Consider the following 25,592-nt stretch of genomic DNA (forward strand, 5'->3'; position numbering starts at 1 on the left):
GGATGACATTCGAACAGGGAGCACTTTATGTTCAACCCAGCTAACGAAACCCACTTCAGCCTGACGGTGGAAGACTACGTCGGCGACCTGCAAGTGCTGTCGTTCACCGGCACCGAAGGCATCAGCCAGCCGTTTCGTTTCGACTTGGAACTGGTCAGCGAAAACCCGGATCTGGACCTGGAAAAACTCCTGCACAAGCAGGCCTTTCTGGCGTTCGATCCGCAGGGTAGTGGCATTCACGGGCAGATCTACCGCGTCGCCCAAGGCGATGCCGGCAAGCGCCTGACCCGCTACAAAGTGTCGATGGTGCCGCAGTTGCAATACCTGCATCACCGCACCAACCAGCGCATTTACCAGCAGATGTCGGCGCCGAAAATCATCGCGCTGATCCTCGACGAACACGGGATCAAGGGCAACGCCTACAGCTTCCAGTTGAGCCAACCGTGCCCGGATCGCGACTACTGCGTGCAGTACGACGAAACCGACCTGCACTTCGTCCAGCGCCTGTGCGAAGAGGAAGGGATTCACTACCACTTCCAGCACAACCCAAAAGGCCACCTGCTGGTGTTCGGCGATGACCAGACCGTGTTCCCCGACCTCGGCCAGCCAACGGCCTACGTGCAGGGCAGCGGCATGGTCGCCGAAGAACCGGTGATCAAAGGTTTCAGACTGCGTCTGGAAACCCGCACCAGCCGTACTACTCGACGCGATTACGACTTCGAAAAGCCGCGTCTGCAAATGGAAGCTGCGTACAAACCGGACGGCGCTCCTGACAGCGAAAGCAGCGAACCCGATCTCGAAGACTACGACTACCCCGGCCGCTTCATCGACCGCGCGCGCGGCAAATTCCTCAGCCAGCGCGCCCTCGAACGCCACCGCGCCGACTACCGTCAGGCCGAAGGTCGCGGCGACCAGACCAAACTGGTCAGCGGCCACTTCATGGCCATGTCCGACCACCCGCGCAGCGAGTGGAACGACCTGTGGCTGCTCACCGAAATCTTCCACGAAGGCAAACAGCCGCAAGTCCTCGAAGAAGGCGTGACCAGCGACACCACCGACAACAAGGACGACTTCCACCAAGGCTACCGCAACACCTTCCTCGCCACCCCGTGGGACGTGTTCTACCGCCCGGCCCTCGAACACCCGAAACCGCGCGTGCTCGGAAGCCAGACCGCCATGGTCACCGGCCCCAAAGGCGAAGAAATCCACTGCGACCAGTACGGCCGCATCAAAGTCCAGTTCCACTGGGACCGCGAAGGCCTCGCCGACGACAAAACCAGCTGCTGGCTGCGTGTCTCCAGCTCTTGGGCCGGCGACCGCTACGGCGCCATCTCCATCCCGCGCATCGGCATGGAAGTCCTCGTCACCTTCCTCGAAGGCGACCCCGATCAACCGCTGGTGACCGGTTGCCTGTACCACAAAGAAAACCCGGTGCCGTACGCCTTGCCAGCGAACAAAACCCGCAGCGTCTTCAAAACCCTCAGCTCACCGGGCGGCGGTGGGTACAACGAACTGCGCATCGAAGACAAGAAAGGTGCGGAGCAGATCTACATTCACGCCCAGCGGGATTGGGATGAGAACGTTGAGCATGACCAGAAGATTCGGGTCGGCAATGAACGTCATGACACGGTGGTGAAGAACACCTATACCGAGCTGAAGGCTGAAGAACATCGCACCACGATCTCCGACCGCAAGATTGAAGCGAAGCTGGATGATCACCTGACGATTGGGCAAAACCAGCATGTGAAGCTGGGGACTGCGCAGCTGACCAGTGTGGGGAAAGAGATACACCTCAAGGCCGGGGACAAGATCGTTATTGAGGCGGGGACGGAGCTGACCATTCTTGGGGGGGGGAGCTTTATCAAGCTGGATGGCGGTGGGGTTACGGTGGTTGGGCCGGTGATCAAGATCAATGCGGGTGGCTCGGCTGGGTCGGGTACTGGCATTGGCATCAAGCCGCCGATATTGCCGGGTGCTGCCGACAAGGACATCGCCGGCGCAGTACCGCCGCAGGCGCTGCCGAACGCGCCGCTGCCGCCACCACCGGTGTGCAAGGAATGTCTGGCCCGGGCCAAACGTAACGCTCAAGCCCTGGCCGCACGATAAAGGACGACTTCATGAACACAAGCAATGCGCGCTGGCTCGACGAGTTGTGGGTCAACGCCCAACAACTCAAACAGCAGCACCTCGACGTGCTGGTCGACGCCACCAGCCTCGACTACCCGCTGCTGCAACAACTCGCCGAACAGCCCGACGCGGCCAAACTGGCCAAGCTGTTTGAAAACACTCCCGAGGCCGCCATCGCCGACTTCGGCCCGTTGCTGCTGCGCGTCGACATCGGCCAACGCGACTGGCTGAAAACCTTCATCAACGCGGTCGACTGCAATAAACATGTCGTTGTTGTATTCAGCCCATGGCAATTCGAAGCGCTCGCCGATCACCTGCGCGGCTTCCTTCAAGCTCAATGGAACCAAGGCCGCTCCGAAGGCGTGCTGCGCTACTACGACCCGCGCATGCTGCTGCCGGTCACCGAAACCCTGACCCCGGTACAAAGCAACGCCTTCCACGCCGCCGTCATCTCCTGGCACTGGCTCGACCGCGATCAACAACCGCAAAGCCTGCCCGGCAACTACGTCCGCCACGCCCAAATACCCGCCGCCGGCCCGGTGATGTTCGATCACCCACAAGTGGCCAACCTGCTCGCGTGGACAGAAGCAGATGCCTACCGGGTCGATCGCTGCGCAGTGCCACAGAACTATGGCTTGAGTCGTAACGAAAGTTTGATTCGGCACTTGTATCGCAGCCAGTTGGCGGCGAATCTGAAGGGTTTGAAAGAGCCTGAGGAACGCGAGCCGTTTATTGAACAGTGGTTGGTGGAGAACTCGTCGTTTGTGATCGATGAGCCGCCGAAGGCGTTGATTTGATGAATGCGACTGCGCGTGGGTCGGTGCGGAGGGCGATGTCTTCCGCGCTGGTCTGTGTGTGGGTTTTGCTGGGGGTGTTGGCGTTGAATGGGTGTCGTGGTGGGCCGGAGATGGTGAGTGCGCCTGTCACTGGTTATAACCATACGTCTGCATCAATTATACGATTCAGTATCAATGGCGCCGGTGGTCCTCATATTCTGCCCCATCAGGGAGGTGGTGAAGTTTGCTGTGGTCTACTTCCGGTTCAGTGGAATCCTAATTTAAAAGCGATTGTTGAGTGGGATAAAGATCCAGAGCCCTATGCAAAGCTGGAACGTGATCAACAGGGTCAAATTGTAAAGGCTGCTGCTGTTCGCCACTCAGCTGGATTTTCTCATCATTCAGCAATAGTTGAAATTCCAAGGTACGCTGAAAAGGTGTGTGCGTTACAAGTTCACTTTCTACCGTGTGATCAAGTTCGGGTTTCTACCACATGTTTTACACCGGGTCATCCTAACTATCCCTACAAGACCTATTTTCAATTAAAGGAGCCGTCTTCATGTTCGAGCCTCTAACTCGGTATGTGGTTCGGAAGGTTCGAAAGGAGTTTTCTGATGTGCGATCTAAATCGTATGTGCACAGTAAGTACAGGTCCCGGTTCTTCGAGGGCACTGTTAGTTATCAGACGAGCATGGAGGGTCAGGTATATGTCTAGTCATATGACTGGGGTGAATAATTTGCGTTATTATTCGGCGTTTGTCTCAAGTGTTTTTCTGGGCTGTAGTCGCTTTGAAGTTAAAAATACGTGGGGCTTTTTTTGTCCCAAAAGGAGTCAGTTAACGAACGTTTTGTTGTTGGTTTTTGGTTTGATGAGTTTGGGTGCCTGTCAGGCGCAGTCCGAGATGTTAGGCACTCCGATTTCAGGCTATAACCATACATCGAGCAATATTAACCGATTCTCAGTGAATGGAGCCGGTGGGCCTAACATTGGTCCGCATCAAGGTGGGCTAAACTCTCAAACTTGCTGTACAACCTTGCCTCGTACATGGACTCCGGGATTAAAAGCTATTGTTGAATGGGAAAGCGATCCGGCCCCCCGCGCGGCTATTAAACGTGATAAATACGGCCAGATTGAATCTGGCGATTATAAGCGTCATGCCACTAATTATACGCATCACAAAGAAATTGTTGATGTTCCTAAATATGGCGAAAAGTTTTGCGCGATCCAGGTACATTTTCTTGCCTGCGATAAAGTTCGTGTTTCTACCACCTGCTACACACCGGAGCATCCTGACTATCCAGACAATGTTTATTTCAATGCGAAGGAGTCCGCAAAATGTCCGACTTTTTGAATTCGGGAGCCGCTCCAAAACCTGCTAGCGCGCTAGTGGCACCCAGTTTTCCTCTGGCTCGCCGGTTACCAAGGGAGCCGATTCAGCTGACGAAGAATATAAAACTGCAAAAGCGTGATGAAGTCGCGTTTGGAAATCAGCAGCGAAAATTATTACAGACTAAAGGGAATATTCAGAGCGGCCCGCCTTGCAGCAAGGCGCTGCATATCACTCTTGCTTTCGATGGTACCAACAACAATGATCAGGCCGATGGCTCTTCCATTCCATCGTCGCGTAGTAATATCGCTCGAATGTTCCATGCCAGTGTAGGCGGGTCCAGCGACGCGCAGGGGCAAGGTTACTTTCGTTACTACAGCCCTGGGGTAGGTACAGTTTTTCCTGACGTACTCGAATTTACGCCAAGCGATGGTGGGTTGATGTTCGCTAGCGGGGGTGAGAACAGGATTAACTGGGGGCTGACTCGATTGCTGGACGCATTAAAGCTGACACTGGAGTCGACGGCTCTTGCTGTGCCTGATATGCGGCGACTGATAGATGCCATGTCTACCGGGCTGGTGACTGCGATCACGGGTGGACTCTTAGAAAATGGAGAAAAAAACCGTGAAGCAGCGATGCGACCAGAGATTCAGAAACTTGAGGAGGCGTTAAAAAAACGCGTTGATGAGGAAGTTAAACCTCATATTCTTGCTATGCGATTGTATGTGTATGGTTTTTCTCGTGGTGCAGCACAGGCTCGGACATTTGCCAATTGGTTGCAAACCTTAACTCGTTGCACTGGAGCTGATGGCCAGACTGAGTACCGCTTTGCCGGACTGCCAATATCTATCGAATTTCTCGGCATCTGTGACACGGTAGCGGCTGTAGGTATGGCAGATAGCATGCCCTTTGCTGCGGGCCACATGGGCTGGGCTGACGACACAATGCGCCTGCCAGATGAGGCAGTAGAAAAATGCATGAGTACCGCGCTTCCTGATGATTGCCACTTTTTAAAGCGTTGCGTTCATTTGGTATCAGCACACGAACAGCGCGCCAGCTTCCCGTTGGACTCAATCAGACGCAGGCCCAAAAACTCTGCTGGCCAACGGGATGACACACAAGCATCAAGTTATCGGAGTGGAACCGAAGAGTATCTATACCCGGGTGTGCACTCCGATGTTGGTGGAGGTTATTCACCTGGTAATCAAGGCAAAGCACTGCCGGGTACTGACCACGTGTTATCGCAGATTCCACTGCATCATCTTTATGCAGAAGCTTTCAAGGCGGGTGCGCCTTTGCAGGTTCCTGAACCGGCAAGCCAGCCTGATGTTCATGAAGTCTGGCGTGTAATGGCTCCAGAAACGGAGATCGAATTCAACGTTTCAGACGAGCTGATAAAGCGTTTCAACGCATGGCAGTCTCAAGTCAAAGGCAGCACTCTCGATGAAATGATCAAGCGAGAGCAGGCACTGATTACGGGCTGGCGTATTGATCGTTATGCCGGTGGCTTAGCACAACGTGGGTTCTTTGCGAACGTTGACAAGGATATGCCGGAGGCCCAGCAGGATGCCTGGAGCGCGATCTATAAGCGTCGCTCCGCTGAATCTGCTGCCGCAGCTCAAGGGCAGCCGTTGCCGACTTACACCGAGGCGCAGGAAAAAGAATATCAATTGAATGTCCAGATTGTCGGGGGGCAGGAAAAGGTCGACAGCATTCGTCTGGAGAAAGCTTTCGATCCTCCACTTGATCAGGTTCAGCTCTTGGGCGCGGCTGCCGAGTTCCGTCATGACTACCTGAAAGAATGGGGAATCCTGGATGACTGGAAAATTGGCAGTACGATCATCGATATGCTGGTTGGGGGCACGGTCTACGCTATCAACGAGGAAGATGAAGCCGAGGAGTACAACTACCTGTATGACAATGGCACGGCGCGTTACGAGGAAATGTTCAGCGGGCCAAACAAAGTGCGACAGGGTCAAGAAGACTTGGTTGCGCTATTTGATGATCAGGTTCATGACTCTCGCGCATGGTTTATGAATACATCTGGCATAGGGCCGCGCGAACCTTTCACTAATTACTTCCGTATACGTCTGGTGCATTTCGATAACGAGTCAAACAAGCAGTTGTCTTTGGTTGCCACGGCTGGACGTGTTATCGGCATCGGTATAGCAGTGGCCAGTATCGGTTTGAGCATAAAAAAACGCGATCCGCGTATGTTGCTGGCATTTCCTCTGATGAACGTTGCTCGACCAATACTTACCGGGAAAGGCCTGCCGGAAATCAGCGCATTCGACCCGCTTACCGGTATCGCGATTCCGGTGGCAAGCAATCTGGATGCCCTGAGGTCGTTCACTAAAGCGCCGGGCGATATGGTTGCAAAAGTCGCAGCATTGCCTCCGCTAAAACCGTTGAGCGAAGCCACTGCCAACACGCCTGCGCTGCAGAAAATCCTGGTTGCCCATCAAGCGGTTGAAGCAGCCGAAGCTGCTCGTAAGAAGGACTTCGGTTCATTGGCCGGTATGGTGGCGAAAGCCGCTAATGATGAAGACAAGCCCGGTGGCTGGATGGACTTGGTGGCCGAACAGGCCAGCAATTTGAAGTCGTCTGAGAAGAAGGTGTAATTGCGAAAGCATAGAGGGCGGTTGATATGAGCCGCCCTCTTTGGTTAGCAAAAAAGCATTTCGAATGCCGCTGATTTCACGACTTTTGAAATGACCATTGGCTTTCCGAGAGTCGATGGAAAGGGGACTTAACGTCCCCTTTCTTCATCCGCAAATCTCGCTACGGCTTGGCCGCCACGCTTCGCACTTCAATCTGGTCGAGCGTCCCTTCGACCATCAATCTCACCCCGTCAGCCATTCTGCTCAGGGCCAGTGCGACCGAGCGGCGTGAGCCGTGGAGGTCGTCGGCGAGGTCGCAGGCGATGACGCTGATGGACAGGAGGTCTTCGGAGGCGTTGGCCATGAGGGATTCGGCGTCGGTGCCGGGGGAGAGGCTGAAGAGGCCGGTTTCGCGGTTGGGATGCGGTTCGATGGGCGGTTTGAAGTGGTGGTCGAGGGCGCGTTCGGCGGCTTCGTGGAGTTTCTTCGAGTTGGGGGATTCGTAGGGTGAGGTTGCTTCGGTGCTGAATGTTTCATCGGTCATCGGTGTAAATCCTGAGCAGTTAATTGATTTCCCCGAGTTCGGACTTGCACATCCGGTCACCGATTTTGCGGCGACACACAGAGGCTATCGACGAACTGCCAACCTGCCTAGTTCATGGGTACCCCGGCGTTTTGCAGGAAATTTCCCATTGGGTTGCAGGGTTTAAGATCAAAAGATCGCAGCCTTCGGCAGCTCCTACAGGGATGTGTTTCAACAGGTGTAGGAAGGGTGAATGGTGAGACGCGGAGCGTCTCGGGATGCATTCCCACGCGGAGCGGGGGAACGATCAGTGGGCGAGCGCTGAATCGTGACTTGGCGGTCATCGTGCGGGAAATGGTCTGCATCCTCTTCCAATAGAGTCAGATACTGGCGTTATCGTCCGAATCCCTTACACTGCCCCGGCCGTTCATTTCCCTTTTGAGGCTGTGCGCATGAAATTTCGTTTTCTTCTGTGGATGATGGGTTTGTTGATGGGTAAGGCCAGCCGGACAAATCCTGCGTTCCAGCAGCAGTTGGGTGACAAGGATCTGGTGTTTCAGCTGCAGACGCTGGATGGGAAAGTGGCGCGGCATTTTGTGGTTAAGGATCAGCGCATCACCAGCAAGTTTGGGGTGGTGGCGGAGCCGGCGTTTGCGATTGCGTTTAAAGATGCTGGTTATGGCTTTGCGACGATGCAGGCGAAGAACAAGCAGTTGGCGTTTATGCAGGGGATTCAGGACAAGTCGATCCAGCTCAAGGGCAATCCGGCGCTGGTGATGTGGTTTCAGGGGTTGATGAAGTATTTGGTGCCGAGGAAGGCTAAGCCTAAGGCTTGAGCCTTTGGTGACGCGGAGCGTCACGGGATGCATTCCCACGCGGAGCGTGGGAACGATCAGGGGCGGTCATGGAGACCGAGTTGGATTCTTCGCGAGCAGGCTCGCTCCCACAGGGATTTGTGTAAATCCTGGGGGAGCGGGCCTGTTTCGTTTTAGGCCTGGCTGAACTGCGAGGCCAGTTCGCGCAGCAGGACTTCAGCTTCAAGCACTTTGCTGACGACGTCGTTGGCTTTGTCGCGGCTCAGGCCGACGCGTTCGAGCAGGGCGTCGGGGATGTCTTCGTCGGGGCCGGAGCCGATGCCGCGGCTGCGCAGCAGGCGCACGGCCAGGCAGACGAGGTTCGGGTATTCGGCGTAAGCGCCGTCGTAACTTGGGTCGTGCTGGAAGCGCAGGGCGGTGGCCAGTTCATCGGGCATGTCCCAGTAGCGCATCAGCCACGAGCCGATCTGTTCGCGGCTGATACCCAGCAGGTGTTGCTCGATGTAGCTGTGGCACAGGTGCGGGTTGACCTCCAGGTGGCGGCAGATCAGCGAGAAGTGCGGCGGAAAGACGTGGGCCAGCAGCAGGTAACCGAAGTTGTGCAGCAGACCGGCCAAGTAAGTCAGGCCGGCTTCCGGGCGCTGGGCGCGCGGCATGGCGCGGGTCAGGCCTTCGATGACGGCAGCGGTGTAGATCGACTGCTGCCAGTACGGCGTGGTGTGTTGCGGGTGGTCTTTGGGTAGGCTCAGGGTCTTGCCGAGGGCCAGGCCCAGTGCGAGGTTGATCACCAGATCAAAACCCAGCACACGAACGATCGCGTCTTCCACCGAACGAATTTTGCCCGGCGAAGCGTAGTACGGCGACGCCGCCCAGCTCACCACTTGCGCGGCCAGCGCCGGGTCGGTTTCAACGACGCCGGTGATGTCGTCGATGGTGGCGTTCGGGTCAACGCGCAGCTTGATGATTTTTTGCGCGGTTTCGGCCAACGGTGGAATCTCGATGGTCGCTTCCAGACGCTGCTGAATCCGGCGCGCGGTGAACGCTTGCACGGCCTGGGTGATTTCCTCGCGGTCATCGTCCGGGCGGTCGAGGTTCGGACGGATGCTGCTCAGGGCCTCGCCGAAGTTGGCGGCGCTGGCCTTGGTCAGCATGGTCTTGAAATCTTCGCTGGCGATTTCCAGGAGCAGGCCCGGCTCGCCGGAGTTGATCAGCAACTTCGGTTCACGCAGCAGGGTTTCTTCGTAAAGGCACGGCGAGCTGGTCAGCGCCGGCAGGCCCGGCAGCAGGCTCAGGTTGTGTTTGCCGAGCATCTTTTGCAGGCGTTCGGTCGACACGGCGGTCAGGCGACGGCCCGTCAGTTCGGCGAGGCGATTGAGATCGAGCAACTGGCTCTGCGGAAACAGCACCATCAGCGCACCGACAGCGTCATCCAGCAACACGGCTTGCACCTTGCGCGATGCGTTGAGGCCGTGGTGGTCGAGCACTTCTTCGTAGGCGATCCCGAGCTTGTCCAGCAGCAGCCGGATGACAGATGGCGCGTGCGGAGATTCGGGGGCGAGGGCGGCTTCGGTCATGATCTGTATCCGTTTTTGAAACAATGGCAGGAGTATAACCAGCTTGGTCAGAACGATCTGTCAGAAACTGCGACGGTGCTCACACTTGGCCGTATTGCTGCCCGTGACGCAACCAGCGATCAAGCAACGGGCTGACGTGGGTCGGCCAGCGTTCCAGCAGGGCTTGCGCGGCATCACGCACGGCGGGTAACAAGTCGGCGTCGCGCATCAGGTCGGCGACTTTGAATTGCAGCAGGCCGGTCTGGCGGGTGCCGAGCATTTCGCCGGGGCCGCGCAGTTCGAGGTCTTTTTCGGCGATGACGAAACCGTCGTTGGTCTCGCGCATGATGCCCAGGCGCTGGCGACCGATTTGCGACAGCGGCGGATGGTAGAGCAGCACGCAATGGCTGGCGGCGCTGCCCCGACCGACACGACCACGCAATTGGTGCAGTTGCGCGAGGCCGAGGCGCTCGGGGTTTTCGATGATCATCAGGCTGGCGTTGGGCACGTCGACACCGACTTCAATCACGGTGGTCGCGACCAGCAGTTGCAGGTTGCCGGCCTTGAATTCGGCCATGACGGCGGCCTTCTCGGCGGGTTTCATGCGCCCGTGGATCAGCCCGACTTTCAACTCGCCGAGGGCAAGAGTGAGGTCTTCAAACGTGGTTTCGGCGGCCTGACAGGTCAGCTCTTCGGATTCTTCAATCAGCGTGCACACCCAATAGGCCTGACGGCCCTCGGCGCAGGCACCGCGCACCCGTTCGATGACTTCGACGCGGCGGGTGTCGGTGACCAGCACGGTGTTGACCGGGGTCCGACCGGGCGGCAGTTCGTCGAGGATCGAGGTGTCGAGGTCGGCGTAGGCGCTCATCGCCAGCGTCCGTGGAATCGGCGTGGCGGTCATGATCAGTTGATGCGGGCACATGCGCCCGCCCACGCCTTTCTGCCGCAGCGCCAGCCGCTGTTGCACGCCGAAGCGGTGCTGTTCGTCGATGATCACCAGCGCAAGGTTTTTGAACTTCACTTCGTCCTGAAACAGCGCGTGGGTGCCGACCACCATCGGCGTTCCGCTGGCGATCTGTTCCAGCGCGGCGACGCGGTTTTTGCCCTTGAGCTTGCCGGCCAGCCACGCGACTTCAATGCCCAGCGGTTCGAGCCAGCGCTTGAAGGTGATGAAATGTTGCTCGGCGAGAATCTCGGTCGGCGCCATCAGCGCGACTTGATAGCCAGCCTCCAGCGCTTGCAGTGCGGCTAGGGCGGCGACCACGGTTTTGCCCGCGCCCACGTCACCCTGAATCAGGCGCAGCATCGGTTCGTGTTGACTGAGGTCGTAGGCGATTTCGTCGCCGACCCGCTGTTGTGCGCCGGTCGGGTTGAAGCCGAGGTTGGCCAAGTATTTCGGCGGCAGCTTTTTCGCTTTCGGCATCGCCGGCGCGCGCAGCGAACGCATGCTTTCGCGTAGACGTTGTTGTGACAACTGATGCGTCAGCAGTTCTTCGAAGGCGAGGCGATGCTGGGCCCAGTGGTGGCCGAGGGCGAGTTCGTCGACGTCGGCATCGGCGGGCGGGTTGTGCAGGTAGCGGATCGCATCGGCCAGCGGCGCCAGTTGATAGTCACGCGCCAGTTCGGTCGGCAGCCAATCGGGCAGCGTATCGGGCTTGAGCAGGGTCAGCGTCTGCAGGCAAAGCTGACGCAGGCGTGCTTGGGTCAGGCCTTCCGTGAGCGGGTAGACCGGGGTCAGGGTTTCATCGACTGGCGGCGGTTCGTCACCGGTGATCGCGCGGTATTCCGGGTGGTAGATTTCCAGTCCAGACGCGCCGGGCCGGGCTTCGCCGTAGCAGCGCACCCGCGTGCCGCGTTTGAGGCCTTCTTTCTGCGCGTTGCTGAAATGGTAGAAGCGCAGACTGAGGCCGCCGGTACCGTCCTGCAAACGCACGACGAGGCTGCGCCGGCGGCCCATGACCACGTCGGCGCCGCTGACGGTGCCTTCGACCACGGCGTCCTGCCCCGGTCGCAACGCGCCGATCGGCACCACGCGGGTGCGATCCTGATAGCGCAGCGGCAGGTGAAACAGCACGTCCTGAAGGTTCTCGAGACCGACCTTGGCCAATTTCTCGGCCATTGCTTCACCGACACCCTTGAGTGCCGTCACCGACACTTGCGACAGCTCAGTCATGACGCTCGCTTAACCGGCCGTAACCGGTGCCGCTGGCTTGGCCACCGAGCACAGGCGAATGGAATCGGCGAGAATCTCGATGGCTTTCGGCCGAGGGAAACTTGCACGCCAGGCAATGGCCACGGTGCGGAACGGCACCGGCGGCGACAGTGGGCGCACCTCGATCACGCCGGGGGCGTAGTGATGGCTGTCGACCGCCGACAACGGCAGGATCGAGATGCCCAGACCGGACGCGACCATATGGCGAATGGTTTCCAGCGAGCTGGATTCGACCGTGGTGTGTTTGGCGCCGTCGTTGCCCTTGGTCAGGGTCGGGCAAGCTTCCAGCACTTGATCACGGAAGCAGTGACCTTCGCCGAGCAGCAGCAGACTCTTGTCGTTGAGCAGGCCGGCATCGATGGTTTCTTTCTGGGTCCACGGGTGCTGGGCCGGCATCAAGACGTAGAACGGCTCGTCGTAGAGCGGCAGGGTCAGCACGTCGGCTTCGTTGAACGGCAGGGCGATGATGATCGCGTCGAGCTCGCCGTTGCGCAGTTTGTCGCGCAGCACGTGAGTGAAGTTTTCTTCGATGTACAACGGCATCTGCGGGGCGACCCGGTGCAGTTGTGGAATCAGATGCGGGAACAGGTACGGGCCGACGGTGTAGATCGCGCCGACTTTCAGCGGTGCAGTCAGTTGGTTCTTGCCTGCCTGGGCCAGCTCGCGGATGCCTTGGGCTTGCTCCAGAACCTTCTGCGCCTGGGCGACGATGCCTTCGCCGACCGGGGTCAGGCGCACGGCGCTTTTGCTGCGCTCGAAAATCAGCACACCGAGTTCGTCTTCAAGCTTTTTCACGCCCACCGACAGGGTCGGCTGGCTGACGTGGCAACGTTCGGCGGCGTGGCCGAAATGCTGCTCTTGGGCGAGGGTAACGATGTAGCGTAATTCTGTGAGGGTCATAGCAAGCGTCCATGAAGATGCGGGCCAAGCATACCGGCTGCAATCGATAGACGCACGTTATCAGACTGAGTGCGCAATGCGACACCGGGCAATCCAGGCTTGCAGTGCGCAGATACGCAAAAGGCACCTTTCGTCACCACATAACCCCTGTGGAAGCGAGCCTGCTCGCGAAAGCGGTGGGTCAGACAAACATGAGCTGACTGACACGCCCTCTTCGCGAGCAGGCTCGCTCCCACAGGTATGGCGGTGTTTCTTAACGGCGGCGTTCGAGGGAGTAAACAAACGGCGCAACAATTTCAATCGAGCCGTTGTTGAGCATGTCGGCCGGTGGCTTGGGCAGCGGTTGCGCGCGGCGGATCATTTCCAGGGTAGCCCGGTCCAGATCAGCGTTGCCGGAGCGGCCCACCAGTTCGAACGACAGCACATTACCTTCAGCATCGACCACAAAACGCAGGCGGTTCAAGCCTTCCTTGCCCCGTGCCTGAGCACTGGCCGGGTACTTTTTGTACTTGGCCAAATGCGCGAGCAGGGTGCCTTGCCAACTGGCTTTGGCAGCCATCTGCGCAGGCGACGGACCCGGTGCAGGCTGAGCGGATTTCTCCGTCGGCGCCTGAGTCGGTTGCGTGTCGGCCGGCTTCTCCTCGGAAGGTTTTTCCTTCGGTGGATCAGGCAGCTTCTTCTCGACCGGCTTCGGCGGTTTTGGCTTTGGCTTCGGCTTGGGCTTCTGCACCGCGATTTCAGCTTTCGGTGCTTCGGCCAGTTTCGGAATCGGCAACTCTTCAACCGGAGCCGGTGGCTGCGGCGGTGTGACGACTTTCGGCGGAGCAGGCGGTGGCGGGGCCGGAACCGGGGCCAGCTCGACCATCATTGCCTGCGGCGGCAATTCGATGGGCGGTCGGGCGGTCCAGTTCAGCGCCAGCGCGATGGCCAGCGCGTGAACGCCCAGCACCACGGCCAGGCTACCGCTGTAACGCGTCAGCTTATGGCGCGTCGTGATCATTTCTTGGCTGCCGTCTCAAGTCCGACCAGACCGACCTTCAGGTAACCGGCGGAACGCAGGTTATCCATCACGCTCATCAGGTCACCGTAATCCACGCCCTTGTCAGCCTGGAAGAAGATGGTGGTGTCTTTCTTGCCCTTGGTTCTGGCGTCGAGGGTGGCACCCAGTGCTTCGGGTTTCACTTCGTCTTCGCCGAGGAACAGGCGCTGGTCAGCCTTGACGCTGAGGAACACCGGTTTCTCTGGCCGCGGCGCCGGTTTGGCGGTCGAGGCAGGCAGGTCGACTTTGATGTCCACGGTGGCCAAGGGAGCGGCGACCATGAAGATGATCAACAGCACAAGCATCACGTCGATGAACGGCGTGACGTTGATTTCGTGGTTCTCGGCCAGATCGTCGTCTGCGCCTTCTTTCAAATGCAGGCCCATGGCCGATTACCCCACTTTGACCATGTGCGGCTGGGAGCTGCGCTCAGGCTGGTGGTCGAGGTCGCGGCTGACCAGCAGCAGGACTTCTGCCGACGCATCGGAAACCTGCGCCTTGTAACCGGCGATGGAGCGGGCGAACACGTTGTAGATCACCACGGCTGGAATCGCGGCAACCAGACCCAGCGCGGTGGCCAGCAGCGCTTCAGCGATACCCGGTGCTACGACGGCGAGGTTGGTGGTTTGGGTTTTGGCGATGCCGATGAAGGAGTTCATGATGCCCCATACGGTACCGAACAGACCGACGAATGGCGCGGTGGAACCGATGGTGGCGAGCACGCCAGTGCCGCTGCTCATGTTGCGACCGCAGGCAGCGACGAGGCGCTCGAGGCGGAAGCTGACGCGTTCCTTGATGCCTTCTTTCTCGCGGCTGTTGACCGACAGGCGCATCTCTTCGAGCGCGTCGTGCACCAGCAGGTTGGCGAGGGTGCCTTCTTTGCCGGCGGTGGCGCTGGCTTCTTTAAGGGTGGTGGCTTTCTTCAGGGCGGCGATTTCGCCACGCAGACGACGCTTGGCGCCCATCAGCTCGAAGCCTTTGGCGATCCAGATGGTCCAGGTGATGATGGAGGCGATGGCCAGACCGATCATCACGATTTTCACGATGATGTCGGCGTTCTGGTACATGCCCCACGGCGACAGGTCGTGGGCCATGCCCAAGCTGTTGTCGGCTTCGAGCACTTCAGGCACGTCGGCAGCGTCGACTGCCTGCGCCGGATCGGTCGCAGCCGGAGCGGCGGCCGGGGCTTCAGCAGCAGGGGCGTGCTGTTCGGTCGCGGCCGGTGCGGCTGGCGCCTGGGCGTCGGCGAAAGCGGCGGTCGGTGCCAGCATCAGGCTGAGCAACAGGGCCGCCACCGCGCTAAAAGCGCGAGGTCGTTTGGTTGGCGAAGCGGGGATTTGATTACGTGTCATGCTGGCCGGACCTGAGATAGAAAAACGGTGATGCTCTACCAGGCCTCGTAAGGCCGAGAACAAAAGTGGCGTGCATTATTGCAAGTAATTCTTGTTAACAAAAGTAATAGAGTATCTTTTTTTCCTGGATTGCTAGCCGCTCGTCCTTTGTCGGCGCTAGTCTGTGCCTTTCCGATTGGAGTTTTTTGATGTCTGCGCCTTCTGTTTTGATTGCCGGTTGTGGTGATGTTGGCAGTCGTCTGGCCACCCAATTGCTGGCGGCTGGCTGGGAAGTTCACGGCCTGCGCCGGGACGTCTCGAAGCTGCCTCACGGGGTGATCGGCGTTGCCGGCGACCTGTTCAGCGAAGACTGCCCCGCGACCTGGCCGGTGGGGGCGGTGGATTACTTGGTGTATTGCGCAGCGGCCACCGATCACGACGAGGCCGGTTATCGCGCGGCTTACGTGCAGGGTTTGCAGAATGTACTGAGTTGGCTGGATGACTACGGGCAAACGCCCGAGCGGCTGATCTTCGTTTCCAGTAGCAGCGTGTATGGGCAGCAGGACGGCGAGTGGGTCGATGAAAAGTCCGAAACAGTGGCGACGGGTTATTCCGGGCGACTGATGCTTGAAGCGGAGCAGGTCGCGCTCAACAGCGGCATCCCGGCGAGCATCCTGCGCCTGACCGGCATCTACGGCCCGGGCCGCGAATGGCTGCTGACGCAGGTGCGCCGTGGCTATCGCGTGGCGGTTGAGCCGCCGCTGTATGGCAACCGGATTCATGCTGACGACGCGGCAGGGTTGCTGGCGTTTCTGCTGGAGAAGGATCGGCAGGGCGTGAAGCTGGATGATTTCTACATTGGCGTCGACGATGCGCCGGCACCGTTGGCCGAAGTGGTGGGCTGGTTGCGCGAGTATCTGGGGGTGACCGAGTGGGCGGATGACGCCAGCGTGCGCCGAACCGGCAGCAAGCGCTGCAGCAATGCGCGGGTGAAGGCGCTGGGCTGGACGCCTAAGTACCCAAGCTTTCGCGAGGGTTATGCCGCAATCCTTGAAGGTAAATCCTGACTCCCGGACACCCCAAAACAACTGTGGGAGCGAGCTTGCTCGCGAATGCGGTGTATCAGGCAATATTGCTGTGACTGACAAACTGCTTTCGCGAGCAGGCTCGCTCCCACATTGATCTACGGTGTTATTGCAACCAGGTTACTGCTTCTCGAGCAACCACTTGCGCTCACCGGCGGTGAACTGTGGTTGTTCGTCCGCTTGAGCGGCGTTCACTGCCTGAAGGATTTCCAGCTCTTTGCCCTTGCGCACAAAGATCCAGTTATTGCCCTGACCGTTCTGTTGCAGCCACATGCTGTCGTTGCCGTTGCTCATCGACGCGCAATCGCCCGCGAGGCACAACGCATAACGATCGGCGCCCGGCAGACCGGAAACCTGGCCATCCGCCTGGAATTGCACGGTATTGCCTTCGCCCTGACCGCTGGTGATTTTCCAGTCACCGCCCAGATAGGCCGAATACAGCGCACGTTCGAAACTGGCGCCGATGGGTGCGCCTTCCGGCACAGGAATCTGTGCGCGGTCGAATAGCTGCTCGGGCTCGTTATCGCTGGCGGCTTGCTGCAGTTGCCCGCCATCGCGTTTCAACTCACTGGCCGAGCTGCCATAGAAGTCGACTTTCCAGGCGCCGGATTTCTCACCCAGCAGCCGTCCTTCGACGTTCTCAAAACCGTTGGTGTAGCGGGCCTGACTGGCCTTGGTGTTGACGTCCCATTCCAGATTCGGGCCATAAGCCTGAAGCGCTTCGCGCAGGGGGCCGCCCTTGGCTGCAGCATCGATCGCCACCTGATTGATCCAGGTGCCGCTGATATCACGGTCGGCAGGGTTGCTGGCGCAGCCGCCGAGGAAAATGGCGAGCAGCGGGAGAGCTAGCGCTTTGCGCATGGTGGAATCCTTTCAAAACCTTGTCTTGCTGAGCAGTCGGCGCGGCGTTTGAAGGCCGCGCCGTGCGCATCACTCGATGACCAGAATGGCATCCATTTCAACCTGCGAACCCTTTGGCAGGGCAGCAACGCCAATGGCAGCGCGGGCCGGGTATGGCTGGTCGAAGTATTTGCCCATGATCTCGTTGACCTTGGCGAAGTGGCTCAGGTCGGTGAGGAAGATGTTCAGTTTGACGATGTCCTTGAACGAACCGCCGGCAGCTTCGGCCACGGCTTTGAGGTTCTCGAACACCTGAACGGTCTGGGCTTCGAAGCCTTCAACCAGTTCCATGGTTTTTGGGTCCAGAGGAATTTGACCCGACATGTAAACGGTGTTGCCTGCCTTGATCGCCTGGGAGTAAGTACCGATGGCGGCCGGGGCCTTGTCGCTGGTGATAACAGTCTTGGTCATGTATGACTCCTTGTAATGGTTGAGTTATGCACGCATGCGGGTGATGCGGATCACTCCGGTCAAGGCGCGCAGCTTCTTGATCACGCGGGCCAGGTGCACACGGTCGTGGACGCTGACCACCAACTGGACAACGCTGATGCGACCATCGCGTTCGTCCATGCTGATTTTCTCGATATTGCCGTCGGCTGCGTTGACGCTGCTGGCCAGCAGGGCGATCAGGCCGCGCTGGTGCTCCAGCTCAACGCGCAGTTCGACGTTGAATTCGCCGGTGACATCCTTGGCCCACGAGAGCTGGATGCATTTTTCCGGGTTGTGCCGGATTTCGCTGATGTTGCGGCAGTTGTCCAGGTGCACGACCATGCCTTTGCCCGCCGACAGGTGCCCGACAATCGGGTCGCCCGGGATCGGCGTGCAGCACTTGGCGTAGCTGAGCACCAGACCTTCGGTGCCGCGGATCGCCAGAGGGCCTTCCGGACTTGGCAACTGTTCGCCTTCACCGAGCAGGCGGCGGGCGACCACATAGGCCATGCGGTTGCCGAGGCCAATGTCTTCGAGCAGGTCTTCGATGAGTTCGAGGCGATACTCGGTGAGCATGGCCTTGACGCGTTCGGCTGGAATCTTCTCCAGTGCGCTGTCGAAACCGTTGAGCACCTTGTTCAGCAGGCGTTCGCCGAGGCTGATGGACTCGGAACGGCGTTGCAGTTTCAGCGCATGGCGGATGTGCGTGCGCGCCTTGCCGGTAACGACGAAGTTGAGCCACGCCGGGTTTGGCCGTGCACCGGGGGCGCTGACGATCTCGACCGTGGAGCCGCTTTGCAGCGGTTCGGACAGCGGTGCGAGACGCCGATTGATCCGGCAGGCGATGCAGCTGTTGCCGACATCGGTGTGCACCGCGTAGGCAAAGTCGACCGCCGTGGAGCCTTTCGGCAGCTCCATGATCCGGCCTTTAGGCGTAAAGACGTAGACCTCGTCCGGGAACAGGTCGATCTTCACGCTCTCGATGAATTCCAGCGAGTTGCCGGCACGTTGCTGCATTTCCAGCACGCCTTTGACCCACTGGCGGGCGCGGGCGTGAGTACCTTTCGGCTGCTCATCACCGCTGGATTTGTACAGCCAATGGGCGGCGATGCCGTTGTTGGCCATCTCTTCCATTTCGCGGGTGCGGATCTGAATCTCGATCGGTACGCCGTGCATGCCGAACAGCGTGGTGTGCAGCGACTGGTAGCCGTTGGCCTTGGGGATCGCGATGTAATCCTTGAAGCGCCCCGGCAACGGTTTGTACAAATTATGTACAGCGCCTAGCACGCGGTAGCAGGTATCGACCTTATCGACGATGATCCGGAACGCGTAGACGTCCATGATCTCGTTGAAGGCCCGACGCTTGCCGCGCATTTTCTTGTAGATGCCGTAGAGGTGTTTCTGGCGACCGCTGACTTCGCCCTGGATGCCGTCGATCGCGAGGCAATGTCCGAGGGATTCTTCGATCTTGTTGACGATTTCCTTGCGGTTGCCCCGGGCGCGCTTGACGGCCTGGTAGATCCGCGCGGAACGCATCGGGTGCATGGCCTTGAAGCCGAGGTCTTCGAATTCGATGCGAATCGCATGCATGCCCAGCCGGTTGGCGATGGGCGCGTAGATTTCGAGGGTTTCCTTGGCGATCCGCCGGCGTTTTTCGCCGGACAGCACTTCCAGCGTGCGCATGTTGTGCAGGCGGTCGGCGAGCTTGACCAGGATCACGCGAATGTCGCGCGCCATGGCCATGGCCATTTTCTGGAAGTTTTCGGCTTGGGCTTCGGCTTTGGTCTCGAAATTCATCTGGGTCAGTTTGCTGACCCCGTCGACCAGTTCGGCCACGGTTTCACCGAACTGCGCTTGCAGCGCTTCCTTGGCGATACCGGTGTCTTCGATCACGTCATGCAGCATCGCGGCCATCAGGCTCTGATGATCCATGTGCATGTCGGCAAGAATATTGGCCACGGCAAGAGGATGCGTGACGTACGCCTCGCCACTGCGACGGCGCTGACCGTCATGGGCTTGTTCGGCGTAGAAATACGCTCGGCGGACCAGGTTGACCTGGTCATTGCCGAGGTAGGTCGATAAGCGATCGGCGAGGGCGTCTATGCTCGGCATGATGACTCCTGCCGTAAGCTGTGATCCCGCGCCGTGCTACGTCGACCAGGCATAGGCTTAAACGGCCTCGTTGGACTCGTCCTCGAACGCAGCGAAGACCGGATCTTCGTGGACGATTTCTTGCTCGGCGATGAACTCGTAGCTCATCAGGCCTTCAGCGATTTCACGCAGGGCGACAACGGTCGGCTTGTCATTTTCCCACTGGACCAGTGGCTCTTTGCCGCCGGTGGCCAGTTGACGGGCACGCTTGGTAGAGAGCATGACCAGCTCAAAGCGGTTATCCACGTGTTCTAGGCAGTCTTCAACGGTTACGCGGGCCATGGTATTCCTCGGAGCGAATGCAAGATGCGCGCTGCCCGGTTGGGCGAGCGGACTCAACAGTTTAAAAAATCACCAGCGATTAGGGAAGCGCTGATTTTTTAACCAAGCCCTTCAACGCGCTGCAAGCACCAATGTAAAGCGCTTGCAGGCATTTTGGGAAGTGCTGATTAACCGAGCAGTTCGGCCAGTAATTTGCCATGAAGCTGCTGCTGGCGCTTCTGAATCAGCTGATTGGCGCGGAAAATCGCCTTCAGATCATCCAGCGCGTGGGCGAAATCGTCGTTGATGATCAAGTAGTCGTAGTCGACGTAATGGCTCATCTCGCTGACCGCTTCACGCATACGACCGTCGATGATTTCGTCGCTGTCCTGGCCACGGTTGGTCAGACGCTGGTGCAGGGCTTGCAGCGACGGCGGCAGAATGAAGATCGAACGCGCCTGCGGCATCAGCTTGCGCACTTGCTCGGCGCCTTGCCAGTCGATTTCCAGAATCAGATCGTGGCCAGCGTCCAGGGTTTGCTGCAGGTGACTTTGCGAGGTGCCATAGAGGTTGCCGAACACTTCGGCGCGCTCGAGAAAATCGCCATGCTCGCCCATTTTCACGAAGGCTTCGCGGGAGACGAAGTTGTAGTTCACGCCATCCACTTCGCCCGGACGCTTGGCACGGGTGGTGTGCGAAACCGAAACGCGGATCTCCGGTTTGGCGTCGGTCAAAGCCTTGACCAGACTGCTCTTGCCCGCGCCCGAAGGGGCGGAAATGATGTACAGGGTGCCGGTGCTGTGGGTCATGTCAGGGTTGCCTTACTCAATATTCTGCACTTGTTCGCGCATCTGCTCGATCAACACCTTGAGGTTGACGGCGGCTTGGGTGCTGCGCGGATCGAAGGCCTTGGAGCCCAGTGTGTTGGCTTCGCGGTTGAGCTCCTGCATCAGGAAGTCGAGGCGACGACCGGCTGCACCGCCGGACTTGAGCACGCGGCGCACTTCGATGATGTGGGTGCTCAGGCGATCCAGTTCTTCGGCCACGTCGCTCTTTTGCGCGAGGATGACCATTTCCTGTTCGAGGCGCTGTGGGTCCAGCTCAGCCTTCATGTCGGCGAAGCGGTCGAGGACTTTCTGGCGTTGGGTTGCCAGCATCTGCGGCACCAGTTCACGCAGAGTCACGACGTCTTCTTCGATCGACGTCAGGCGCTCGTTGATCAACCGCGCCAGCTCCGCGCCTTCGCGCTCGCGGCCAGCCTTCAGTTCTTTCAGGCCTTGATTGAACAGGGCCAGCGCTTCGGCGTTCAGCGCCTGCGGATCAGTTGCATCGCCGACCAGCACGCCGGGCCAGGCCAGTACTTCCAGCGGATTCAGTGCCGCAGGGTTTTTGATCAGGTCAGCAATGGTCTCAGCGGCAGCGACCAATTGCGCGGCGCGCTCGCGATCGACTTGCAGCGCCTTGCCGGTGCTTTCTTCGGTGAAGCGCAAGGTGCATTCCAGTTTGCCTCGCGACAGGCCCTGACGCAGCGCTTCACGCACGGCGCCTTCGAGATCGCGAAACGACTCCGGCAGACGAAGGTGCGGTTCCAGATAGCGGCTGTTGACCGAGCGCAGTTCCCAGCTCAGGGTGCCCTGTGCGCCGGCTTTCTCGACGCGGGCGAAGGCGGTCATGCTGTGCACCATGGCGGTGACCTCGCAATGCAGATCGGCGCGGAACAGTCGTTCCGCAGGCGCGATATCAATGAATGTAAGCCGACTGGCAGCAAAGGCGCAGGATTGTAGCGCAGTGCGGCGAATGCGCCCAAACACACGGTGTGACAAAGGGCTGCAGCCCGTCGGTAATGCGTGTTTCAGCGGCTTCGGTCGTCGCCCGGGTTTTTTAAGCAGTGCCCAGTCGCGGTGCAGCGCTCTATAATGCTCGGCAGTTTTCCGTCCCCAGTACAGGTATTTCCTATGAAACGTCCAAGTGGTCGCGTTGCCGATCAGCTCCGCTCGATCCGCATTACCCGCAACTACACCAAACACGCCGAAGGATCGGTGCTGGTCGAATTCGGTGATACCAAAGTCATCTGCACCGTCAGCGTCGAAAACGGCGTACCGCGCTTCCTCAAGGGTCAGGGCCAGGGTTGGTTGACTGCCGAGTACGGCATGCTGCCGCGCGCCACTGGCGAGCGTAACCAGCGTGAAGCCAGCCGTGGCAAGCAGGGCGGTCGCACCCTGGAAATCCAGCGTCTGATCGGCCGCTCCCTGCGCGCTGCGCTGGACATGTCGAAGCTGGGCGACGTGACCCTGTACGTCGATTGCGACGTGATCCAGGCTGACGGCGGTACTCGCACGGCTTCCATCACCGGCGCTATGGTTGCCTTGGTTGACGCGTTGAAAGTGATCAAGAAGCGCGGCGGCCTGAAAGGCGGCGACCCGCTCAAGCAAATGATCGGCGCAGTATCGGTCGGCATGTATCAGGGCGAGGCGGTGCTGGATCTGGACTATCTTGAAGATTCCGCTGCCGAGACCGACCTCAACGTAGTAATGACCAGCACCGGTGGTTTCATCGAAGTGCAGGGCACCGCCGAAGGCGCGCCGTTCCAGCCTGAAGACCTGAACGCGATGCTGGAACTGGCCAAGAAAGGCATGAACGAAATCTTTGAACTGCAAAAGGCTGCACTGGCCGACTGAGCAGGTTCATAACCGCAAGGAGGACGCGATGAGTGAGCAAGAGTTGCTGCCCAAACCGAGCCAGGAGGTTCGCCAATGGGCGATGTTTTGTCACTTGTCCGCCTTGCTGGGGATCTGGATTCCGTTCGGTACGTTGATCGGGCCGCTGATCCTGTGGCAGATGAAGCGCGAGATGGATCCGTTCATTGATGCGCAGGGTAAAGAGGCGCTGAATTTTCAGATCACCGTCGCTATCGCCTCGGCCATCTGTTTCTTGCTGATGGTGCTGATTATCGGATTCTTTCTGTTTGGTCTTCTGGCCATTGGTGCGTTGATTCTGACGATCATTGCGGGTGTGAAGGCTAATGAGGGTTTTCCTTATCGTTATCCGTTTACCTGGCGCTTGATCAAATAAATAGCTGAATTGCAGTCAGTACTGTTTACAACAAATGCCCCTACTTGTAGGGGCATTTTTATTTGTGCAACTTAATTAGTTACCTTGGTATGTAGGAATTTTCTGATGGTGATAAACGGTAGTTGATATTTTTTATTGATTCAATAATTACATGTTTAGTCACAACTGCAGGGCTCGGCGCCTGTCCGTGCCCTTGGCAATTGGCTTTGGCGATTGCTAAAGTTGCCGCGCTTCATATTGCTTCTGAAATATTCCGATATATTCAAGCCATCGAAGGCTTTTGAATTCCACAGTAACCAGTGTTGAGACAATCAGCCGGTTCATGGGGTGGATGCGGGTAAAAGTTCGCCCCTGAATATAGCCAAGAACAATCCAAATGATTCAGCTCGATTTTTACGGAACGCTTGTGGCCGCTTCCCTGGTGCTTTTACTTGGGCGCGGACTTGTTACACGTGTTGGTTTTATGCGCAGTTACAATATTCCCGAACCCGTGGCAGGTGGCTTGGTAGTCGCGTTGCTTTTGTTGATGTTGCGATCATTCGACGTTGAAGTGCGCTTTGATACCTCGCTGCAAACACCGCTGATGCTGGCCTTTTTTGCCACCATCGGTCTGAGTGCCGATTTCGCCAGTCTGAAGAAAGGCGGGCGCATCGTCGGGATTTTCCTGCTGGCCGTCACCGGGCTGTTGGTGGTGCAGAACGCAATGGGTATCGGGTTGGCGACAATGCTCGGTCTCGACCCGTTGATGGGGCTGCTGACAGGATCCATCACCCTGGCGGGCGGCCATGGCACCGGCGCCGCGTGGGGCACGGTGTTCAGCGAGAAGTATGGTCTGGCCTCCGCATCCGAGCTGGCAATGGCCTCTGCGACGTTTGGTCTGGTGTTGGGTGGTCTGATTGGTGGGCCGGTTGCGCGCTTGCTGATCAAGCGTGTGGAGGTGCCTGGCTGCAATCAACAGGAAACACCGCGACTGCCAAAGGGCTTTGAGCAACCGAACAAAGAGCGCTCGATCACGCCTTTCTCGTTTATCGAAACCCTGGCACTGATTGCCGTCAGCCTGCTGGCCGGTAGCCTGCTCAATGGCTGGCTATTGGGGACTGCGCTCGAGTTGCCGACGTTCGTGTGTGTCTTGTTCGTGGGTGTGGTTCTGCGTAATGGTCTGTCAGCATTGGGCTTGTATCAGGTATTTGAGCGTGAAGTCTCGGTGCTGGGCAACGTCAGTCTCTCGCTGTTCCTGGCGATCGCGCTGATGTCACTGAAGTTGTGGGATCTGGCTGCGCTGGCCTTGCCGATCTTCATCATTCTGGCGGTGCAGGCCTTGGTTATGGCGTTGTTCGCGATTTTCGTGACGTTCCGGGTAATGGGCAGTAACTACGATGCCGCGGTGCTGGCTGCCGGGCATTGCGGCTTCGGCCTCGGCGCGACACCGACCGCCATCGCCAACATGCAGGCGGTGACGCAGCGTTTCGGGCCGTCGCAGATCGCTTTTCTGGTGGTGCCGATGGTCGGGGCGTTCTTCATCGACATCATCAATGTCATCGTGATCAAGTTGTATCTGGCGCTGCCGTTCTTCGCGGCTGTCTAGGCTTTGACTGACGCATAAAAAATGCCCGTATCCTGCGATACGGGCATTTTTGTATTTCTAAAAGACGCTTAGATCGTCAGCGTCCAGTCGTAGTCGACGATCAGCGGCGCGTGCTGCGAGAACCGCGGCTGACGTGGCAGGCGTGCACTGCGCACGAAGCGTCGCAGGCCTGGTGTCAGGATCTGGTAATCGAAGCGCCAGCCCAGATTAAGCATCTCGGCCTGTTCGTTGTCCGGCCACCAGCTGTACTGGTCGCCTTCACGGCTGACTTCGCGCAGGGCATCGACATAACCCATGTTGCCGACAATCTCGTCCATCCAGGCGCGTTCTGGCGCCAGGAAGCCCGGGGATTGCTGGCTGTCGCGCCAGTTCTTGATGTCGAGCTTCTGCTGCGCAACATACAGCGAGCCACAATAAACGTACTCGCGACGTTTGCGTCGCTGTTTGTCCAGATACTTGCCGAAATCGTCCATGAGCTTGAACTTCTGGTTCAAGTCCTCATCGCCGTTCATCCCCGAAGGGAGCAGCAAGGTGGCAATACTGACTTTGTCGAAATCTGCTTGCAGGTAGCGCCCGTAGCGGTCGGCCGTCTCGAAACCGAGACCGCTGATGACAGCCTTCGGTTGCAACCGCGAATACAAAGCCACGCCACCTTGGGCAGGGACTTCAGCATCGCAGGCATAAAGGAAGTAGCCATCCAGTTGGAAGGCTGGGTCATCCAGTTCAAAGGCGGAGGCACGGGTGTCCTGCAGGCAGATGACGTCGGCATTCTGTGCTTGCAGCCAACTGAGCAAACCACGCTCGACTGCAGCCTGAATACCATTGACGTTCACACTGATGATCCGCATAAATGGCCCCAAAAATCGCGTGCGTGTATGATACACGGCGTCAAGCTAATTAGC

24 protein-coding genes are annotated in these 25,592 nt (G+C 58.6%); 10 read left to right on the forward strand and 14 right to left on the reverse strand.

What is annotated here, in order from left to right; all coding sequences use genetic code 11:
- The first annotated feature begins 27 nt into the window (after nt 1–27).
- The 5 genes from ACQ4OE_RS23105 (at nt 28) to ACQ4OE_RS23125 (ending at nt 6,852) form a co-directional block, all read left to right on the forward strand.
- A complete protein-coding gene (locus ACQ4OE_RS23105; protein WP_430948034.1) occupies nt 28–2,106 on the forward strand; it encodes a type VI secretion system tip protein VgrG in 2,079 nt (692 codons plus the stop codon).
- Between the two features lie 11 nt (nt 2,107–2,117).
- Nucleotides 2,118–2,924, forward strand: a complete 807-nt coding sequence (locus tag ACQ4OE_RS23110; protein ID WP_430948035.1) for a DUF4123 domain-containing protein — start codon at nt 2,118–2,120, stop codon at nt 2,922–2,924.
- A 35-nt stretch (nt 2,925–2,959) separates the two neighbouring features.
- Nucleotides 2,960–3,478, forward strand: coding sequence for a DUF3304 domain-containing protein (locus ACQ4OE_RS23115; RefSeq protein WP_430948036.1), 519 nt, complete (start codon nt 2,960–2,962; stop codon nt 3,476–3,478).
- A gap of 294 nt (nt 3,479–3,772) precedes the next feature.
- Complete coding sequence (locus tag ACQ4OE_RS23120) at nt 3,773–4,255, forward strand: DUF3304 domain-containing protein (protein ID WP_224790808.1); 483 nt, start codon at nt 3,773–3,775, stop codon at nt 4,253–4,255.
- A complete protein-coding gene (locus ACQ4OE_RS23125; RefSeq protein ID WP_430948037.1) occupies nt 4,240–6,852 on the forward strand; it encodes a T6SS phospholipase effector Tle1-like catalytic domain-containing protein in 2,613 nt (870 codons plus the stop codon). The genes ACQ4OE_RS23120 and ACQ4OE_RS23125 overlap by 16 nt, the downstream gene beginning before the upstream one ends.
- Nucleotides 6,853–7,012: 160 nt before the next feature.
- On the opposite strand, the gene ACQ4OE_RS23130 is transcribed toward ACQ4OE_RS23125, so the two are convergent.
- Nucleotides 7,013–7,375 (reverse strand): DUF6124 family protein, encoded by a 363-nt coding sequence (locus ACQ4OE_RS23130; protein WP_430948038.1) that lies wholly within the window; start codon nt 7,373–7,375, stop codon nt 7,013–7,015.
- A 431-nt stretch (nt 7,376–7,806) separates the two neighbouring features.
- Here ACQ4OE_RS23130 and ACQ4OE_RS23135 point away from each other — a divergent pair, with 431 nt between their 5' ends.
- Nucleotides 7,807–8,190 carry a helicase gene (locus ACQ4OE_RS23135; protein ID WP_430948039.1) on the forward strand — a complete coding sequence of 128 codons (384 nt, stop codon included), beginning with the start codon at nt 7,807–7,809 and terminating at the stop codon, nt 8,188–8,190.
- A 152-nt stretch (nt 8,191–8,342) separates the two neighbouring features.
- On the opposite strand, the gene ACQ4OE_RS23140 is transcribed toward ACQ4OE_RS23135, so the two are convergent.
- From ACQ4OE_RS23140 to exbB, 6 genes are all read right to left on the reverse strand, one after another.
- On the reverse strand, nt 8,343–9,743 hold the full coding sequence (locus ACQ4OE_RS23140; RefSeq protein ID WP_430948040.1) for an HDOD domain-containing protein: 1,401 nt from the start codon (nt 9,741–9,743) through the stop codon (nt 8,343–8,345).
- Nucleotides 9,744–9,822: 79 nt separating this feature from the next.
- Nucleotides 9,823–11,898, reverse strand: coding sequence for an ATP-dependent DNA helicase RecG (gene recG, locus ACQ4OE_RS23145; RefSeq protein WP_430948041.1), 2,076 nt, complete (start codon nt 11,896–11,898; stop codon nt 9,823–9,825).
- 9 nt (nt 11,899–11,907) lie between these two features.
- The gene (locus ACQ4OE_RS23150) at nt 11,908–12,837 is read right to left on the reverse strand and encodes a hydrogen peroxide-inducible genes activator (RefSeq protein WP_007920331.1); all 930 of its coding nucleotides are present in this window, start codon (nt 12,835–12,837) and stop codon (nt 11,908–11,910) included.
- 253 nt (nt 12,838–13,090) lie between these two features.
- Nucleotides 13,091–13,837, reverse strand: a complete 747-nt coding sequence (locus tag ACQ4OE_RS23155; protein WP_038359287.1) for a TonB family protein — start codon at nt 13,835–13,837, stop codon at nt 13,091–13,093.
- Nucleotides 13,834–14,262 carry a TonB system transport protein ExbD gene (gene exbD / locus ACQ4OE_RS23160; RefSeq protein ID WP_053125060.1) on the reverse strand — a complete coding sequence of 143 codons (429 nt, stop codon included), beginning with the start codon at nt 14,260–14,262 and terminating at the stop codon, nt 13,834–13,836. The genes ACQ4OE_RS23155 and exbD overlap by 4 nt, the downstream gene beginning before the upstream one ends.
- A gap of 6 nt (nt 14,263–14,268) precedes the next feature.
- The gene (gene exbB / locus ACQ4OE_RS23165; protein ID WP_122594503.1) at nt 14,269–15,228 is read right to left on the reverse strand and encodes a tonB-system energizer ExbB; all 960 of its coding nucleotides are present in this window, start codon (nt 15,226–15,228) and stop codon (nt 14,269–14,271) included.
- Between the two features lie 188 nt (nt 15,229–15,416).
- Here exbB and ACQ4OE_RS23170 point away from each other — a divergent pair, with 188 nt between their 5' ends.
- On the forward strand, nt 15,417–16,274 hold the full coding sequence (locus ACQ4OE_RS23170) for an SDR family oxidoreductase (protein ID WP_430948042.1): 858 nt from the start codon (nt 15,417–15,419) through the stop codon (nt 16,272–16,274).
- 138 nt (nt 16,275–16,412) lie between these two features.
- On the opposite strand, the gene ACQ4OE_RS23175 is transcribed toward ACQ4OE_RS23170, so the two are convergent.
- The 6 genes from ACQ4OE_RS23175 to ACQ4OE_RS23200 form a co-directional block, all read right to left on the reverse strand.
- A complete protein-coding gene (locus tag ACQ4OE_RS23175) occupies nt 16,413–17,153 on the reverse strand; it encodes a hypothetical protein (protein WP_430948043.1) in 741 nt (246 codons plus the stop codon).
- Nucleotides 17,154–17,222: 69 nt separating this feature from the next.
- Complete coding sequence (locus tag ACQ4OE_RS23180; RefSeq protein ID WP_003229509.1) at nt 17,223–17,603, reverse strand: RidA family protein; 381 nt, start codon at nt 17,601–17,603, stop codon at nt 17,223–17,225.
- Between the two features lie 24 nt (nt 17,604–17,627).
- On the reverse strand, nt 17,628–19,733 hold the full coding sequence (spoT, locus tag ACQ4OE_RS23185; protein ID WP_064589822.1) for a bifunctional GTP diphosphokinase/guanosine-3',5'-bis pyrophosphate 3'-pyrophosphohydrolase: 2,106 nt from the start codon (nt 19,731–19,733) through the stop codon (nt 17,628–17,630).
- Between the two features lie 57 nt (nt 19,734–19,790).
- A complete protein-coding gene (gene rpoZ / locus ACQ4OE_RS23190; RefSeq protein WP_122594506.1) occupies nt 19,791–20,054 on the reverse strand; it encodes a DNA-directed RNA polymerase subunit omega in 264 nt (87 codons plus the stop codon).
- Between the two features lie 167 nt (nt 20,055–20,221).
- Nucleotides 20,222–20,842, reverse strand: a complete 621-nt coding sequence (gene gmk / locus ACQ4OE_RS23195; protein WP_430948044.1) for a guanylate kinase — start codon at nt 20,840–20,842, stop codon at nt 20,222–20,224.
- A 12-nt stretch (nt 20,843–20,854) separates the two neighbouring features.
- Complete coding sequence (locus tag ACQ4OE_RS23200; protein WP_430948045.1) at nt 20,855–21,718, reverse strand: YicC/YloC family endoribonuclease; 864 nt, start codon at nt 21,716–21,718, stop codon at nt 20,855–20,857.
- 270 nt (nt 21,719–21,988) lie between these two features.
- Here ACQ4OE_RS23200 and rph point away from each other — a divergent pair, with 270 nt between their 5' ends.
- The 3 genes from rph to gltS all read left to right on the forward strand — a co-directional run bounded on the left by rph (nt 21,989) and on the right by gltS (nt 24,690).
- On the forward strand, nt 21,989–22,711 hold the full coding sequence (gene rph / locus ACQ4OE_RS23205) for a ribonuclease PH (protein WP_122594509.1): 723 nt from the start codon (nt 21,989–21,991) through the stop codon (nt 22,709–22,711).
- Nucleotides 22,712–22,739: 28 nt separating this feature from the next.
- The gene (locus ACQ4OE_RS23210; RefSeq protein WP_122594510.1) at nt 22,740–23,105 is read left to right on the forward strand and encodes a DUF4870 domain-containing protein; all 366 of its coding nucleotides are present in this window, start codon (nt 22,740–22,742) and stop codon (nt 23,103–23,105) included.
- Between the two features lie 376 nt (nt 23,106–23,481).
- Nucleotides 23,482–24,690, forward strand: coding sequence for a sodium/glutamate symporter (gltS, locus tag ACQ4OE_RS23215; protein WP_430948046.1), 1,209 nt, complete (start codon nt 23,482–23,484; stop codon nt 24,688–24,690).
- Between the two features lie 68 nt (nt 24,691–24,758).
- Here gltS and ACQ4OE_RS23220 read toward each other — a convergent pair whose 3' ends face one another.
- Complete coding sequence (locus ACQ4OE_RS23220) at nt 24,759–25,538, reverse strand: exodeoxyribonuclease III (RefSeq protein ID WP_430948047.1); 780 nt, start codon at nt 25,536–25,538, stop codon at nt 24,759–24,761.
- Nucleotides 25,539–25,592 lie beyond the last annotated feature (54 nt).

Source organism: Pseudomonas sp. WC2, from assembly GCF_050586545.1.
Lineage (GTDB): Bacteria > Pseudomonadota > Gammaproteobacteria > Pseudomonadales > Pseudomonadaceae > Aquipseudomonas.